Source organism: Roseixanthobacter finlandensis, from assembly GCF_043195105.2.
Taxonomy (GTDB): domain Bacteria; phylum Pseudomonadota; class Alphaproteobacteria; order Rhizobiales; family Xanthobacteraceae; genus NCEH01.
The window spans coordinates 4948029-4964138 of the sequence record NZ_CM195536.1 but is presented as its reverse complement, the minus strand read 5'-3'; the positions used below and the strand labels follow the sequence as shown (position 1 = coordinate 4964138).

11 protein-coding genes are annotated in these 16110 nt (G+C 66.6%); all 11 read left to right on the top strand.

Annotation, left to right across the window (positions count from 1 at the left end; all coding sequences use genetic code 11):
- Positions 1-54: 54 nt before the first annotated feature.
- The 11 genes from icmH to V5G24_RS23045 all read left to right on the top strand — a co-directional run bounded on the left by icmH (position 55) and on the right by V5G24_RS23045 (position 15962).
- Positions 55-1548, top strand: a complete 1494-nt coding sequence (icmH, locus tag V5G24_RS23095; RefSeq protein ID WP_394084021.1) for a type IVB secretion system protein IcmH/DotU — start codon at positions 55-57, stop codon at positions 1546-1548.
- Between the two features lie 34 nt (positions 1549-1582).
- Entirely contained in the window at positions 1583-5128 is a 3546-nt protein-coding gene (gene tssM, locus V5G24_RS23090; protein WP_394084019.1) for a type VI secretion system membrane subunit TssM, read from the top strand.
- Positions 5129-5310: 182 nt separating this feature from the next.
- Positions 5311-6435: a type VI secretion system protein TssA gene (gene tssA, locus V5G24_RS23085; RefSeq protein ID WP_394084017.1), complete on the top strand. Its 1125-nt coding sequence runs from the start codon at positions 5311-5313 to the stop codon at positions 6433-6435.
- Between the two features lie 76 nt (positions 6436-6511).
- Entirely contained in the window at positions 6512-7030 is a 519-nt protein-coding gene (tssB, locus tag V5G24_RS23080; protein WP_394084015.1) for a type VI secretion system contractile sheath small subunit, read from the top strand.
- 2 nt (positions 7031-7032) lie between these two features.
- Positions 7033-8529, top strand: a complete 1497-nt coding sequence (gene tssC, locus V5G24_RS23075; protein WP_394084013.1) for a type VI secretion system contractile sheath large subunit — start codon at positions 7033-7035, stop codon at positions 8527-8529.
- 42 nt (positions 8530-8571) lie between these two features.
- Positions 8572-10158 (top strand): type VI secretion system contractile sheath large subunit, encoded by a 1587-nt coding sequence (gene tssC / locus V5G24_RS23070; protein ID WP_394084011.1) that lies wholly within the window; start codon positions 8572-8574, stop codon positions 10156-10158.
- Between the two features lie 23 nt (positions 10159-10181).
- The gene (locus V5G24_RS23065; protein ID WP_394084009.1) at positions 10182-11012 is read left to right on the top strand and encodes a type VI secretion system accessory protein TagJ; all 831 of its coding nucleotides are present in this window, start codon (positions 10182-10184) and stop codon (positions 11010-11012) included.
- On the top strand, positions 11009-11473 hold the full coding sequence (gene tssE, locus V5G24_RS23060) for a type VI secretion system baseplate subunit TssE (RefSeq protein ID WP_394084007.1): 465 nt from the start codon (positions 11009-11011) through the stop codon (positions 11471-11473). Before V5G24_RS23065 ends, tssE begins: the two co-directional genes overlap by 4 nt.
- The gene (gene tssF / locus V5G24_RS23055; protein ID WP_394084005.1) at positions 11466-13295 is read left to right on the top strand and encodes a type VI secretion system baseplate subunit TssF; all 1830 of its coding nucleotides are present in this window, start codon (positions 11466-11468) and stop codon (positions 13293-13295) included. The genes tssE and tssF overlap by 8 nt, the downstream gene beginning before the upstream one ends.
- Positions 13259-14353, top strand: coding sequence for a type VI secretion system baseplate subunit TssG (tssG, locus tag V5G24_RS23050; RefSeq protein WP_394084003.1), 1095 nt, complete (start codon positions 13259-13261; stop codon positions 14351-14353). The genes tssF and tssG overlap by 37 nt, the downstream gene beginning before the upstream one ends.
- A gap of 46 nt (positions 14354-14399) precedes the next feature.
- Positions 14400-15962 (top strand): methyltransferase regulatory domain-containing protein, encoded by a 1563-nt coding sequence (locus V5G24_RS23045; protein WP_394084001.1) that lies wholly within the window; start codon positions 14400-14402, stop codon positions 15960-15962.
- The last annotated feature ends 148 nt before the right edge of the window (positions 15963-16110 follow it).

Sequence of the window (16110 nt, the reverse complement as noted above, 5' to 3'; positions counted from 1 at the left end):
TGGATCAAGCTGGAAACTGATCACATGAACCGCAATGGACCGAGCGAAGGGGATATGGATGACACCATTTTCGCTCGTCCTGCTGTCGCAGCGCGGCAGCTTGGTTCCGTGGTCGCCGCGCCCGCCGATGGTCCGGTAAAGGCGCAGTCGGCGCCGCCGACGGGCCGCGCACGTGCCGCGCCGTTCGAACAGACGCGCCCGCCCGCGCCGCCGCCGCCGCAGAGCCAGACGATGTCCGCGACGCGCGGGGCCGATGACCGCGCCGCGCCGCGCAAGGGACCGCCGGCCGGGACCGAACGCTCCGATGCGCTTTATGCCGCGTTCGATGTCTATCGCGACAATCCCAGCCTCGGCCTCGCGGCGCCGATCTTCGATCTCCTGGCCAGCGTCGAGGCCACGACCCAGACCCCCGATATCGAATGGCTGCACCAGACCTTGGTGCAGGGGCTGCAGGATTTCGAGGCCCAGGCGACCGCCAACGGGCTGAATTCCCAGCAGGTGCGCATCACCTTATATGCCCTCGCCGCGACCGTGGACGATGGCGTCCTGAAGACCAATTGGGGCAAGGACAGCTTCTGGTCCTCGAAGAGCATGATTTCCATGTTCTTCCGCGAGACCTGGGGCGGCGAGCGCTTCTTCGCCTTGCTCAACCAGATGATGGCGGCGCCGCAATCGGTGCTGAAGGAGATCGAGTTCTTCTATTATTGCCTGGAGTTCGGCTTCGAGGGCAAATATCGCCTCGCGGCGAACGGGGCGGGCGAGCTTGCCCATCTGTGCGAGGAGATCTTCCAGATCCTGCGCAGCGCGCAGGGTGCGGTGAAGACCGACCTCTCGCCCAAATGGCGCGGCGTCAGCGTGGAGCAGCACCAGCTGCGCGACCTGCTGCCGATCTGGGTCGGCGGGGCGATCCTCGGCACCCTGCTGGTGGCCGGCTTCATCGCGCTCGCCGCCGTGCTGCGGCACGACAGCAGCCTTGCGGCCGAGAAAGTTTCCGCCCTGCTGGCCGCTCCGGCGCCCCCTGTGGCCAAGCCGCCGACCCCGGTCGCCGCGCCGCCGGCCCAGCCCGCACCTGCGCCGGCCCCCGTCGCGCCTCCCAAGCCGGCGGTGCCCGCGCCCGATCCCTATCAGATCATCTCCACCTTCCTCGCGCCCGAGCAGAAGGCCGGCGTGCTTCAGGTGATCAAGCAGGACAACAAGGTGGTGATCCGCACCGTGGGCGAGGTGTTCGCCACCGCCAGCACCGGGATCCGCGCTCAATTCACCAATGTGATCAAACACATCGGGCAGGCGCTGATGAAGACGCCCGGCACGATCGAAGTGATCGGCTATAGCGACAACGTGCCCATCAATACCGCGACCTATCCCAACAACCAGGTTCTCTCCCAGGCGCGTGCGGGCCGGGTGGCGGATTTCCTCGCCGCCGAGATGGGCAGCCCGGCGCGCATCACCGCCACCGGGCGCGGATCCTCAGATCCCATCGCGTCCAATGCGACTCCCGAAGGCCGCCAGGCCAACCGGCGGGTCGAAATTGTGCTGACTCCCCAATAGCGCCCCGCAGAGCCCAGGTGAGGGGACAATCTCCATGGTGAAAATGCTGACGTCGCGCGCATTCTGGCGCTGGGTGGTGCTGATCGTGGTGGCCACCCTGGTCGCCGCCGCCATCTGGTTCCTTGCCCCGCATCTCAGCATCGCTGGGGAGGCCCCGCTCGTCGCCGTGACGCCGCGCGTGCTCGCGCTGCTGGTGCTGGTGCTGGTCTGCGTCCTCATCGTTCTGAGCTGGCGGCCGTCCGTGCCGGCGCCTGCGGCCGGCGGCCTGCCGCAGGACAAGAAGGGACTCATGCCGGCCGGCGTGGTTCCCGCCCGCGATGAACATGTGGAGGCGCAGACGTCCGCCATGGCGGACGGCATGCAGCGCGCCCTCGGCGTCCTGCGCCGCATGCGCCTGTCGCACCGCTGGGGCCACTCCTACGTCTATCAACTGCCCTGGTATCTGGTGACCGGAACCGCCGGCGCGGGCAAGACCTCGCTGATCCGCCGCTCGGGCCTGCGGTTCCCGGTGAACGACCGCCGCGACGGACCGGGCGGGCAGATCGCCGCCGGCAACAGCTGCGCCTTCTTCTTCTCCGATGCGGCGGTCCTGGTGGACACCCAGGGTCCGTTTCGCGGCGACGGCGTCGCCTCCGGCAGCGACCGGCAGGTGTGGAATAATTTCATCGGCCTGCTGAAGAAGCACCGGCCGCGCCAGCCGATCAACGGCGTCATCCTGGCCATCAGCCTGGAAGACCTGGAGAATTGGAGCGAGACCGACCGCCTCACCCATGGCGCCGACATCCGCCAGCAGCTGGTGGGCTTGCAGACCCGCCTGAAGGTAAGATTCCCGATCTACGTGGTCATCACCAAGGCCGACCGCATTCCCGGCTTCCATGCGTTCTTCGACGGCATCACCGTGGAAGAGCGCAACCGCGTGTTCGGCCTGACCTTCCCGCTGTGCGACGAAAACGGCCTCACCGCCGACGGCGAAACCATGTTCGCGTTCCTCAACCGCGAATACGACAATCTGCTGCATTGGCAATTGCCGCGCGTGCTGAACCGGGTGAACACCGAGGCCGATACGGAACGGCGCTTCGACACCTTCATGTTCCTGCCCTATCTGGCGGCGGTGAAGCCGGCGATCTGCGATCTGCTGGAGGACATGTTCAAGCCCAGCGGCTATGAACGCCCCCTGCTGCTGCGCGGCCTTTACCTCACCAGCGCCGACGCCGAGGACGCCGCCAACGAGAGCCCCTATCGCCTGATCCCTCAGGAGCGGCCGGAAGGCGGCACTGCGGTGGTGGAGCGCCGCCGCACCGGCTTCTTCATCCATGATGCGCTGGAGAAGGTGATCTTCGGCGAGGCCGGGCTCGTCGGGGTGGATGCCGAGCTGAAGCGGCGCCAGAAACGCATGACGTGGGGCCTCACCGCGCTCACCGCCTGCCTGGCGGCGGGGCTTTCGATCTGGTGGGCGGCCAGCTTCGTCGGCAATCGCGAATTGATCGAGCAGGTGGATCGCGCCGCCGACAATGCGAAGGTGGTGATCGCGCCGCTCCGCAACAGCACCAATGTGAAGCCCGACGACGGGGACCTCTCCGTCACCATTCCCGCGCTCACCACGCTCGCCGCCATGCCGACCGGGTGGAATGATCGCAACCAGGACGTTCCGCTGCGCCTGACGGCGGGGCTGAGCCAGACCCCGCTGCTCTCCACCGCGACCCGCTCGGAATATACCGACGCCCTGGAAACACTGTTCCTGCCGCGCCTCGACCTGCGCCTGCAACGGCAGATCGAGGCGAACATGGGCAAGCCCAGCGCGCTCTATGGCGCGCTGATGGTCTATCTGATGTTCGGCGGCGTCGCGCCCATCGACAAGGATCTGGTGATCGCCTGGATGCGGCAGGATTGGGCCGACGCCTATCCCGGCCCGGCCCAGGCGCCGCTGCGTGCGGCGCTGGTGACGCAGTTGACCAATCTGTTGCAGGCCGGCTTTCCCAAGCTCGATCTCAACAACAATCTGGTGGCCCGCGCCCGGGTGGTGCTGAACCAGTATCCCGCCGCCGAGCGCGGCCTGGCGATCCTGGAAGACCAGCCGGAAGTGAAGGACCTGACACCCTGGACGCTCGCCGAAGCGGCGGGCCCCCTTGCGCCCTATGCCCTGGTGCGCCGCACCGGCAAATCGCTCTCCGACGGTATCGCGGGCATGTATACCGCGGCCAATTTCTTCACCGTCGTGCTGCCGGGCATTTCCAAGGTGGCGGAAGCCCTGGTGCGCGAGGATTGGGTGCGTACCCCGGCCAATTCCAACACGCCCGCCTTGGTGCGTACGGACCAGCTGAAGAAGGATATGCTGGCGCTCTACACCAGTGATTATGCCGCCCAATGGGAAGACCTGCTGAGCGATGTCACCATCGCGCCCTTCAGCACGCTTCAGCAGGAAATGGCGGTGCTTCAGGCGCTGATCGGTCCGCCTTCGCCGCTCAAGATGTATCTGAGCGCGGTGGCCCAGCAGACCACGCTGGCCCCGCCTGCCAAGCCCACCACGGTGCAGAATGCCTCCGCCGCCAAGGCGGAGCTGGAAAGCCTGCTCGGCGGCGGTCCCTCGCCTGGCCAGCCGGTGACGGACCGTTTCGCCGGCTTGCACAAGTTCGTCTCCGGCACGCCGAGCCCGGTGGACGATGTCATCAAGGCGCTGACCCAGCTGCGCATGGCCATCGGCCCCGCCGCCAGCGCGGGCGATGCCAGCCCCTCCCAGGTGACCGAGTTGACCTCCGGGCCCGCATTCGCGCAGATCCTCGGGCAATTGAGGATGAGCACGCTGACCGCCCCGCCGGCGCTGGCGGAATCCATCATGGCCCTGGTGCGGCAGACCTCCACCATCACCAATGCCGGGGTGCGCGAGGACATGAACGCGGCCTGGAAGGCGCAGGTGCTGCCGTTCTGCCAGGTGGCCATCAACGGGCGCTATCCGTTCGAGAATTCGCAGAATGAGGCGACCTTGCCGGACTTCACCCGCATGTTCGCTCCCGGCGGCCTGCTGGAGCAGTTTTTCGACAAGCAGCTGAAGCCGTTCGTGGATACCAGCATCGCGCCCTGGAAGCTTTTGTCCAATGCCAGCGCGCGGCCCGACATCACGGTCGCCGCGCTCGGCTATTTCGAGCAGGCGGCGCGCATCCGGGCCATGTTCTTTCCCGCCGGGGCCACCGCGCCGCAGCTCAATTTCGACGTGACGCCGACCCGCCTCGATCCCGGCGCCATGCGCGTGAAGCTCGAGATCGACGGCCAGTCGATCATCTACCAATATGGGCCACCGCAGGCGCTGGCGGTGAAATGGCCTGGCGCCACGGGCATCATGCGGGTGGAGTTTGGCGCCCAGGAAAGCGGCCAGCCCTCCTCGCTCACCGTGAACGGGCCATGGGCGCTGTTCCGCTTCCTGAATGCGCGCGGCCTCACCCGCATCACGGCGAACCGATTCTCCTTCAATGTGAATCTTGGACCGCGTTCGGCCGGTTTCACGCTGGACGCCGCGAGCGTGAACAATCCCTTCCGCCAGAACCCGATGACCGGCTTCAAGTGCCTCCCCTCGCTGGTGCCATGATGATCCTTGCTTGCACTGCACAATCCCGCGCGCGAACAAATATTGTGCTGTCACAATGGTGTTTTGGTCTCCGGCCTAGCTTCCAGCCGACACATCCGTTAGCGTATTTCCCGATGCGACGGCGCTGCGACTGCGCGCATCGACAATCGGGTGCAGCACATCTAGGGCACGCTCGGTAACCCATGGCCATTGCAACCACTTTCGATCCTGAAGTTCTGCTTCAGCCCATCAGCGAGGAGGCGCCTTGCGGCACCGATCCGCGCGCCGATATCTCCGTCACTTCGCGCTATCTGCGGGTGAAGGACGCCCGCGCCATGGCCCGGCGCGCCGAGCGCGCCAACGATGTCGACAATGACGGCGCGCCCCCGCTGCAAGAGTGGGGCGACGTGGTCGATCTGTCCGGCGAGATCCTGTCCCTGGAGGGCAAGGACCTCGAGGTGATGGCCTGGATGATCGAAGGCATGGTGCGGATCGACGGCTATAGCGGCCTCTATACCGCGCTGAAGGTGGCCGAGGGCTTGGTCGCCACCTTCTGGGAGGGAATCCACCCGCTACCGGACGAGGACGGGAACGAGGCGCGGCTCGCGCCGTTCATCGGCCTCAACGGCGTGGACGGGCAGGGCACGCTGATCCAGCCGCTGCGCAAGCTGCCGATCACCGCGGGCGATCCGGCCTATGCCTTTTGGCAGTATGAGCAGGCGAACGATATCGTCCATATCGCCGATCAGGCCAAGCGCGACGCGCGGCTCGCGGCGGGCGGACTGACGCTCGATGCCTTCACCGCATCGGTGCAAGCAACCCAGGCCTCCTTCTATTCCAATCTCGTGGCCGAGCTTGAAGCCTGCCTGGAAGCGCTGAACGCGCTCTCCGAGGCGTTCAGCGCCCATGTGGGCCGCGATGCCCCGCCGGCCGGCACCATCCGCGGCGTGCTGACGGGCGTGCTGGATGCGGTGCGGGTGTTCGCCGCCGACAAGCTGGCCCAGGCCGCGCAGCAGAGCGAAATGCACACCTCCCAGTCCGAGGCTCCCGCGGAAGAAGGCGGCACCGTCGGCGCGGCGCCGGGCGGGGGAACGGCGGCGTTCGGCGCACCCTCGAACCGCGAGGACGCCTTGCGGCAGATCCTGCGCATCGCCGCCTATTTCCGCGAGCATGAGCCGCATTCGCCGATCTCCTACACGCTGGAAGAGATCGTGCGGCGCGGGCGCATGCCGCTCGGACAGCTTCTGGACGAACTGATCATCGACCATGATGCCCGCCGCTATTTCTACATCGCCTCCGGCCTGAAGGCGCCGGAAGTGGAGAGTTGACCGCGCCCGGCCGCCGCGCCGGATGTCGGAGATCGTAACGCCAACTGCGTAGCCGAGAACAAGGGGTTGAAGCGCGATGCCCAGCATTCACGAAAAGCTAAACCGCGTGCGCAAGCCGCGTGTCCACATCACCTATGATGTCGAGACCGAAGGCGCGGTCGTCCAGAAGGAACTGCCCTTCGTTGTCGGCGTGCTCGGCGATTTCTCGGGCGATCCCACCGAGCCGCTGAAGCCGCTGAACGATCGCAAGTTCATCCAGATCGATCGGGACAATTTCGACCAGATCCTGGCGCGCATGACCCCCGGCTTGAAACTGAAGGTGGACAACACCCTCGCCGACGACGGCAGCCAGATGATGGTCGAGCTGGGCTTCAAGTCCATGGACGATTTCGACCCGGCCTCCGTGGTCCAGCGCGTGGAACCCCTGCGCAAGCTGATGGAAGCGCGCGACCAGCTGCGCGACCTGCTCTCCAAGGCCGACCGTTCGGAAAACCTGGAAAGCCTGCTTGAGCAGATCCTGACCAAGGAAGAAGATCTGAAGACGCTGAGCAGCCAGCTCGGGCTCGAAGCCGAAACCGAAAAGAAGGAGGGCTGATCATGGCCGACGCTCAGACCCAGGAAGGCGCCGCCCCGGAGGGCGCAGTCGCCGAAGCCGGTACCCCTTCCTTCCTCGACCAGGCGATCGCTGCCACCAAGCAGACCGATCCCGACCGCACCGCCGAACTGCTGCGCACCTTCACGCGCGAAGCGATGTCCGGCACGGTCACCTATTCCAAGAACCTGTCGCAGACCATCAACAATGCCATCAAGGGCATTGACGCGAAGATCTCGACCCAGCTCAACGCCATCATGCACCATGCCGATTTCCAGAAGCTGGAAGGCACCTGGCGCGGCCTGAACTATCTGGTGATGAATTCGGAAACCGGCGCGGGCATGAAGATCCGCGTCATGAACTGCACCAAGAAAGAGCTCTACAAGAGCCTCACCAAGTCCTCCGAATTCGACCAGAGCACGATCTTCAAGAAGATCTACGAGACCGAGTTCGGCAGCCCCGGCGGCGAGCCCTATGGCGCGCTCATCGGCGATTACGAATTCTCCAACCATCCCGAGGACATCGAGCTGCTGACGCAGATGTCTTCCGTGGCCGCCGCGGCGTTCGCCCCGTTCATCGCCGCCTCCAGCCCCAAGCTGTTCGGCTTCGACGATTACACCGAGCTGTCCAAGCCGCGCGACCTGGAGAAGATCTTCGACTCCATCGAATACGCCAAGTGGCGCTCGTTCCGCGACAGCGAGGATTCCCGCTTCGTCACGCTGACCTTGCCGCGCACGCTCGCCCGCCTGCCCTACGGCGCCGACACCAAGCCGGTGGAAGCGTTCGATTATGAGGAGGCTCCGGTGGTCAATGGCGTGCCGCGCGCCATGAACCATTCCGACTACACCTGGATGAACTCGGCCTATGTGCTCGGCGTGCGCCTGACCGACGCGTTCGCCCAGCATGGCTGGTGCACCGCCATCCGCGGCGCCGAAGGCGGCGGCAAGGTGGAGAACCTGCCGAGCCACGTGTTCGTCTCCGACGACGGCGACAGCGACCAGCAGTGCCCGACGGAAATCGGCATCACCGATCGCCGCGAGGCCGAACTCTCCAAGCTCGGCTTCCTGCCGCTCTGCCACTACAAGGGCACGGATTATGCCGTGTTCTTCGGCGCGCAGACCACGCAGAAGCCCAAGAAGTACGACCGCCCCGAGGCGACCGCCAATGCGGCGATCTCGGCGCGCCTGCCCTATATGATGGCCACCTCGCGCTTTGCCCATTATCTGAAGATCATGGGACGCGACAAGGTCGGCTCCTTCATGGAAGCCACCGATTGCGAGAAGTGGCTGAACCGCTGGATCATCAATTACGTCAACGGCAATCCCGATGCCGGCCAGGACATGAAGGCCAAGTATCCGCTCGCCGAGGCCAAGGTCGAAGTGCGCGAGATTCCCGGCAAGCCCGGTTCCTACAACGCGGTCGCCTGGCTGCGTCCGTGGCTGCAGATGGAAGAGCTGACCACCTCGCTGCGCATGGTGGCCCGCATCCCGACCGCGTCCTGAACTGATTGAGCGCCACGGGAGGACACCCGTTTGGACTCCCTGGTGGATCAACTGCACCCGGGCCCGGAGGCATCACCTTCCGGGCCCGCTCCCTTGGCGGGCGCGGGCCGGTCGTCGGATCTCGACCTGCTGGTCCCACTGCCGCCGCCGCTGCGCCGCCACGCCATCGACATGGCGCTCGGCCGCGCGGATGACGCGCGCCTGACCGCGTTCCTGGCCGAGGACGATCCCCTGCGTGCGCTCATCGCCTGGTTCGGCGCGGATCTGGCGCAGATGCCCAAGGGCACGGCGCTCGCCGGCCTGATCGACCGCGACATCGCGTTTCTCGACGAATTGCTCACCGACCAGCTGAACGCGGTGCTGCACCACGAGCGCTTCCGCGCGCTCGAAGCCTCCTGGCGCGGGCTGGCTTATCTCGGCGCCTGCGCCGCCTCGGCCCAGAAGGTGGTGGTGCGGGTGCTCAACCTGTCCTGGAGCGAGGTGTGCGCCGATTTCGACCGCGCCTCGGATTTCGACCAGAGCCATTTGTTCGGCAAGGTCTATAATGAAGAATTCGGCATGCCGGGTGGCCTGCCCTATGGCGTGCTGCTATGCGACTATCAGGTGCAGCACCGCCCGACCCTCGATCATCCCACCGACGATGTGGCCGGGCTGGCGGGACTGGCGGGCGTTGCCGCGGCCGCCTTCGCCCCGGCGATCCTCGGCGCATCCCCGCGCATGCTCGGCCTCGACAGCTTTTCCGAGCTGAGCCACCTGCCGAGCCTGAGCGGGCTGTATCGCGGGGCGGAATACGCCCGTTTCGAGCGGCTGCGCGCCACCGACGACGTGCGCTTCCTCGGGCTCGTGCTGCCGCGCGTGCTCATGCGCAAGCCTTACACCCAGGACGGGGTCGCCGGCGTCGGCTTCCGCTATCGCGAGGATCTGCGCGGCCTCACCGAGGACGACATGTGCTGGGGCAGCGCGATCTATCCCTTCGGCGAGGTGCTGATCCGCGCCTTTGACCTGCACGGCTGGTTCGCGGATATCTGCGGCACACGGCGCGACGAGATCGACAACGGCCTCGTCACCGGCATCCAGGCGCCGAGTGCGGAAACCGATACGCCGGGCGTGGTGGATCGGTTCGGCAGCGAGCTTGCGATCGCCAACCAGACCGAATTTGATCTCTGGCAGATGGGCTTCATGACGGTGAATGTCTGCAAGGACACGCCCTATCTGGTGTTCCATTCCAGCCCGTCGATCCAGAAAGTGCCGATGAGCGGGCATTCGGCGGCGAATGTGAACGCGCGCCTCTCGGCCATGCTGCGCTATATCCTGTGCGTCTCGCGCTTCGCCCATTATGCCAAGGTGAAGATCCGCGACCGGATCGGCGCCTATGTGAATGCCGAGGCGTGCGAGCGCGACCTTCAGACGTGGCTGCATTCCTATTGCCTCGGCAATGACGATGCCGGCCCCGATATGAAGGCCCGTTATCCGCTGCGCGAGGCGAGCGTCGAGGTGAAGGCGGTGCCGAGCCGTCCCGGCACGTTCGCCTGCGTCATGCATCTGCGGCCGCATTTCCAACTCGACCAGATCTTCACCACCTTCAAGCTCGTCACGGACGTGGCCATCGCCACGTCGCGGACCGGCTGAACCGACGTCCAGGAGAGTCTCCCATGACCGATTCCGCGCTGAAGATTTTCGAAGCCGGCCGTCTGAGCGACGCCATCGCCGCCGGAAACGCGGAGGTCAAGGCTGCCCCGCAGGACATTCAGCGGCGCAGCCTGCTGGCCGAGCTGCTGTGCGTCGCCGGCGATCTGGAGCGGGCCGAGCGCCAGTTCGACGCCATCGCCACCCAGGACCCCACCACCGCCGTGCGCGTCGCTGCGCTGCGCCAGCTTGTCCGCGCCGACATGGCCCGCCGCCAGGTGTGGACCGAGGGCCGCATGCCGGAATTCGCCGGCACTCCGCCCGAGCATGTGACCCTGCGCCTCGAAGCGCTGATGCATCTGCGTGAAGGCCGCGCCGAGGAAGCCGGCGCCTGCCTCGCCCGCGCCGAGGAGGCCCGCCCGGTGGTCGCCGGCACGCATAATGGCGTGCCGTTCGAGGATTTCCGCGACCTCGATGATCTCACCGCCGGCATCTTCGAAGTGATGACCGTGACCGGCAAATATTTCTGGATTCCCTTGGAGCAGGTGGACGAGGCGGTGTTCACGGTGCCGAGCCGTCCGCTCGACAGTGCCTGGCGCACGGTTCAGATGAGCGTGCGCGGCGGGCCGGAAGGCGAAGTGGTGGTTCCCGCCACCTATCCCGTTCTCTCCGGCGAGCTGCGCGAGGCGCTGCGGCTCGGCCGCGCCACCGACTGGATCGAGGACCGCGCCGGCTTCGTGACCGGCCAGGGCCTGCGCTGCTTCCTGGTGGGCGAGGAGAGCGTCTCGATCCTGGATCTGCGCGCGCTCGCCTTCACCTCGGCGGTCTCCGCGCAGCAGGACGCTCCCGCCGCATGAGGCGCCCGGAGCAACTCGCCCCGTTCGGCCTGTCGCTGGTGGACCGGCTGCTCGACGCGGACCGGCCCACGGTGGCCGCGTTCCGCGACGGGTTGCGGCGCGACCTGGAGGAATTGCTGAACACCGATCGGCGGGTGATCGGCTGGGCAGCCGATCTCACCGAGCTGGACACCTCGCTGGTCAATTTCGGCGTCATGTGCCTGTCCACGGTCAATCTGTCGACGGAGCAGCGGCGCGCGCAGGTGGTGGAGGAGATTGGCGACATCATCCGGCAATGGGAGCCGCGGCTTGCGAACATGCGGGTCAGCGCGGTGCCCAATGTGGATTCCAGCGACCGCTCGCTGCGCATGCGCATCGAGGCGGAGATCATGATCGAGCCCTCCCCGGAACCCATGATCTTCGATACCCTGATCGACCCGCTCGGCAATACGGTCTCCCTCACGAGTGCGCGCAGTGACTGACGATCTTCTGTCCTATTACAACCGCGAGATCGCCTATCTGCGGCAGATGGCGAGCGAATTCGCCAGCGCCAATCCCAAGATCGCGGGCCATCTGCGCCTGTCCGGCGATGCCATCGACGATCCCCATGTGGCGCGGCTGATGGAGGGCGTCGCCTTCCTCAATGCCCGCATCGGCCGCAAGCTCGACGATGAATTTCCCGAGCTGGTGAACGCGCTGCTGGAAGTGCTCTACCCGCATTATCTCGCGCCGATTCCCTCAATGGCGACGGTGCAGTTCCAGCCCAAGGCGGAGATGACCGGGCCGCAGCTCATTCCCGCCGACACAGAGCTGGAATCAGAGCCGGTGCAGGGCGAGGTCTGCCGCTTCCGCACCCGCTATCCCGTGACGCTTTGGCCGATCGTGCTGAACGACGCCTCGATGACCGGGCGGCCGCTGGTGGCGCCGCCCAATCCCGCCGCCGATGGCGCGGCGGCGGTGCTGCGCCTCTCGCTCGCCTGCACCACGCCCGGCGTCACCTTCACCCAGCTCCAGCCCGACAAGCTGCGGGTGTATCTGCGCGGCCAGCCGCATCAGGTCTACACGCTCCAGCAATTCATCCTGAACAACACCGTCTCCATTGCCCTGGCGGACGGGGTGGGCGACCAGAATCCGGTGATCCTGCCGCCGAGCGCGGTTTCCCCGGTGGGGTTCGGCCCCGAAGACAACATGTTGCCCTATCCCCCGCAGTCGCAGCATGCCTATCGGTTGCTGACGGAATTCTTCGTCTTCCCCGAGAAATTCCTGTTCTTCGACATCGACCTTTCCGCCAAGGTGCTGCGCGACGCCGGCGCGGCGATGGACGTGTTCTTCTATTTCGACCGCACCGACGTGACGCTGGAGCGCACCGTCTCCCGCGAGCTGTTCGCGCTCGGCTGCACCCCCATCATCAATCTGTTTCCCCAGCGCGCGGAGCCGATGGTGCTCTCGCAGAACCGCTATGAGCATCGCATCATCCCCGATGCCCGCCGGCAGGGCGTGCTGGAGGTGCACTCCATCCTGTCCGTCATCGGCACCGATGCCGATGGCGAGCAGCGGCCCGTGCTGCCGTTCTATGCCCGCCGCCGCGCCGGCCGCGAGGTGAACGCCCCGGCCTATTGGGCAGCATCCCGCCGGCCCGCGGGCGGGCGCGATCCGGGCACCGAGGTGTTCCTCTCCTTCGTCGATCTCGATCGCGACCCGACCGGCCAGCAGGATTGGGTGGTGTCGCTGGAAACCCTGTGCCTCAACCGCGATCTACCCTCCAAGTTGCCCTATGGCGGTGGACATCCCTATCTCAAGCCGGTGCACGGCATCGGCACGGTGGGGGAGATCAGCTGCATTTCCCCGCCCACGCGCACACTGCGCCTCGGGCCGGGGCAGGGGCATCGCTGGCAGCTGGTCTCGCATCTGCTGCTCAATCATCTCTCGATTTCCGGCACTCACGGCCTGGAGGCGCTGAAGGAAATCCTGCGGCTCTATGATTTCCGCGATTCCGCCGAGAGCTATCGGCTGATCGACGGCATCGTCGAATTGACCGCGCAGCGCGGCACGGCGCGCGCGCCGGTGCGGCCGGGGGATGTGGCCTGGGGCGACGCCATCTGCCGCGGCATCGACATCGGCATCGAGTTCGATCCCGCCAATTTCAGCGGCAGCTCCATGTTCCTCTTCGCCATGGTGCTGGACCAATTCTTCGGGCTCTATGCCTCCATCAATTCCTTCACGCGGCTGACCGCCACGATCAAGGGACAGTCAGGAACCCTGTGCACATGGCCCGCGCGCGCCGGATACCGTCCGCTACTGTAATCGAGCAGCTCATCGCCACGCCGGAGAGCTTCGACCTGATCCAGGCGGTCCGCGTGCTGGAGCGGCGGTGGCGCGACAAGCAGGGGCCGATCCACGATCAGCGCGGCAGCTGGTCGTCCGGCTTCGGCGATGACCGCGACGTGCATCTGGATGCGGTGCGCTTCGTCTCCGAGCCCTCGCTCAAATATCCCACCGCCACCATCACCCGCGCGGTCGCCCCGCAGGGCGAGGGGCCGGTGCAGCTCACCGTCGCGCTGTTCGGGCTGATCGGGCCGCTCGGCGTGATGCCCTATGGCTATACCAATCTTGCCACCCAGAGCCTGCACGAGAAGAACCCCGCCTTCGCCGCCTTCCTGGACATCTTCCAGCACCGGGCGGTGACCCAATTCTATCGGGCTTCCACCAAATACCGGCTCGCCGCCTCCCACGAACAGCGCACGCCCAAGACGCCCGATCCCTTCACCATCGCCCTGCGCGCCCTGGTGGGGCTCAGCCCGCCGGCGCTGCACGATCGCCTCGCGCTGGCGGACGAGGTGGTGTTGCACCATGCGGGCCTGTTCGCGAGCGAGGCGCGGCCCATGTCGGGGCTCGAGGCGCTGCTGGTGAACGAGCTGGCGCACCCGGTCTCGATCGTCTCCTTCGTCGGCGGCTGGCTGTCCGTTGCGCCATCCGAACAGACGCGCCTGCCGTCTGCTGGCGCGCCGCAGGGCCTTCACTGCCGGCTCGATTCCAGCGCCATGCTCGGGTCACGCGCCTGGGCGGCGCAGGATTGCTTCCGTGTGGTGATCGGCCCGGTGGACCGCGATGGCCTGCAAGATCTCCTGCCCGGCGGGCCGGAATCTAATCGCATCGTGGATCTGGTGCGGCTCTATTGCGGGCTGGAGTTCGATTTCGACATCAATGTCATCATCAAGGCCGACGCGGTGCCGGCGGCCCGCCTTGCCGGCGCCGCGCACGACGCGGGCGCCGCCCGCCTCGGGCAGACCGGCTGGATCCTTTCCGCGCCGAGCCCGGTCGATCGCTCGGACGCCATCTTCCCCGCCGGCCGGCTCGGCTGATTCGCGCCGGTTCGCTCCCTCTCCTTCACATCGCAGCGTGCACCTCATGACCTCCTGGGCTTCCGGCTATGTCAGCGACATCGAATATCTTCCCGGCATGTATGTGGAACAGGCGCCGGGGCATCTGATCCTGGCCTGCCTGATCAACGGCATCGAACCACCGCTGCTCGGCGACACGTTCGATTATTGCGAATTGGGCTGCGGGCAAGGGGTTACCGCCAATGTGGTCGCCGCATCCAATCCAGCGGCGCGCGTGGTGGCGGTGGATTTCAACCCGGCCCATATCGCCCGGGCCGGCGGCGTCGCGCGGGCGGCGGGGCTCGACAATGTGGAGTTCCTCGAGCTCAGCTTCGAGGAAATGCTCGACCCCGAGAAGGCCGACCTGCCAGCGTTCGACATGGTGACGCTGCACGGGGTGTGGTCCTGGGTGAGCGCCGAACACCGCGCCGCCATCACCACATTCCTGGCCCGGCGGGTAAAGCCGGGCGGCATCGTCTCGCTGAGCTATAATGCCATGCCCGGCTGGACCGCCATCCTGCCGCTTCAGCGCCTGATGCTGGAGCATGCGGCGCTCAGCCACGAGCGCAGCGACGTGCAGGTGCTCCGCGCGCTGGATTTCGCGGAAACCCTGCAGAAGGCCGGGTCCGGCGTGCTCGGTTCGCCCACCTTGTTCGAGCAGTTGCGCGCCGGCTCCGCCAAGCATGCGGGCGACGAGAAAGCGGTCTATCTCGCCCACGAATATCTCAACGCCAATTGGCAGCCGCTCTACCACATGGATACCGCGCGCCTGCTGGGCGAGGCCAAGCTGACCTATGTCGGCTCGGCGACCCTGACGGAGAATTTCCCGGACCTGGTGTTCAATCCCGCCCAGCGGGACATTCTCGCAACCGTGCCCGCCGGGCCGTTGCGCGAGAGCGTGAAGGATTATCTGGTGAACCGGCCGTTCCGCCGCGACATCTTCGTGCGCGGGGCCCGCCGCATGCCGGATGCGCTGCGCGACGCGCGGCTGCGAGACTTCGGCCTCGCGCTCAGCGTGCCGCTGTCTGACACCAAGACCGCGCTCGACGTTCCGGCCGGCAAGGCGCAGCTGGAGGCGCGCTTCTATCGCCCCGTGTTCGAGGCGCTGGCCGAGCGGCCGCACACCTTGGGCGAGCTGGTGGATCTGCCGGAGCTGCGGGGCCAGGCGGGCAGTCCGTCCCTGGTGGAACTGGCCGGCATTCTCATCGGCACCGCGCAGGCGCTGCCGGTGCCGTTCGGCCTCTCGGCCGGTGCTCGCACCGCGAGCCTGGAATTGAATCGCGCCGCGGTGCGCGAAGTGGCCGAGAAGCGGGCGAAAACGGCGGTGGTGGCCGCGCCGCTCACCGGGTCGGGCCTCACCCTCACGACCATGGAAGCCCTGGTCTACGACGGCCTCGCGCGTGGCGTGCCGGCAGAGCTGCCGGCATTGCTGGCCCATGTGGAAGCCTGCATGGCGGCGGACGCGGTGCCGCTGATGCGTGACGGCAAGCGCATGGAGAATGCCGAGGAGGCGCGGGCCGCCGTCACCGAAGGTGTGCAATGGTGCTTTGAGAATCGCTTGCCCATGTGGCGCCAGATGGGTGCGATCTGAGCGGGAAATAAAAAAGCCGCCCGTGGGGGCGGCTTTTGTTTTCCAGGGATCGTGGGCGCCGCGCGGGCGTCCCCAAATCCAGCCCCGATGCGGCCCGACTTCAGTCGCGCCGCGATCAGTGCGCTTGCACTCAGCGCGCCGTGACCGG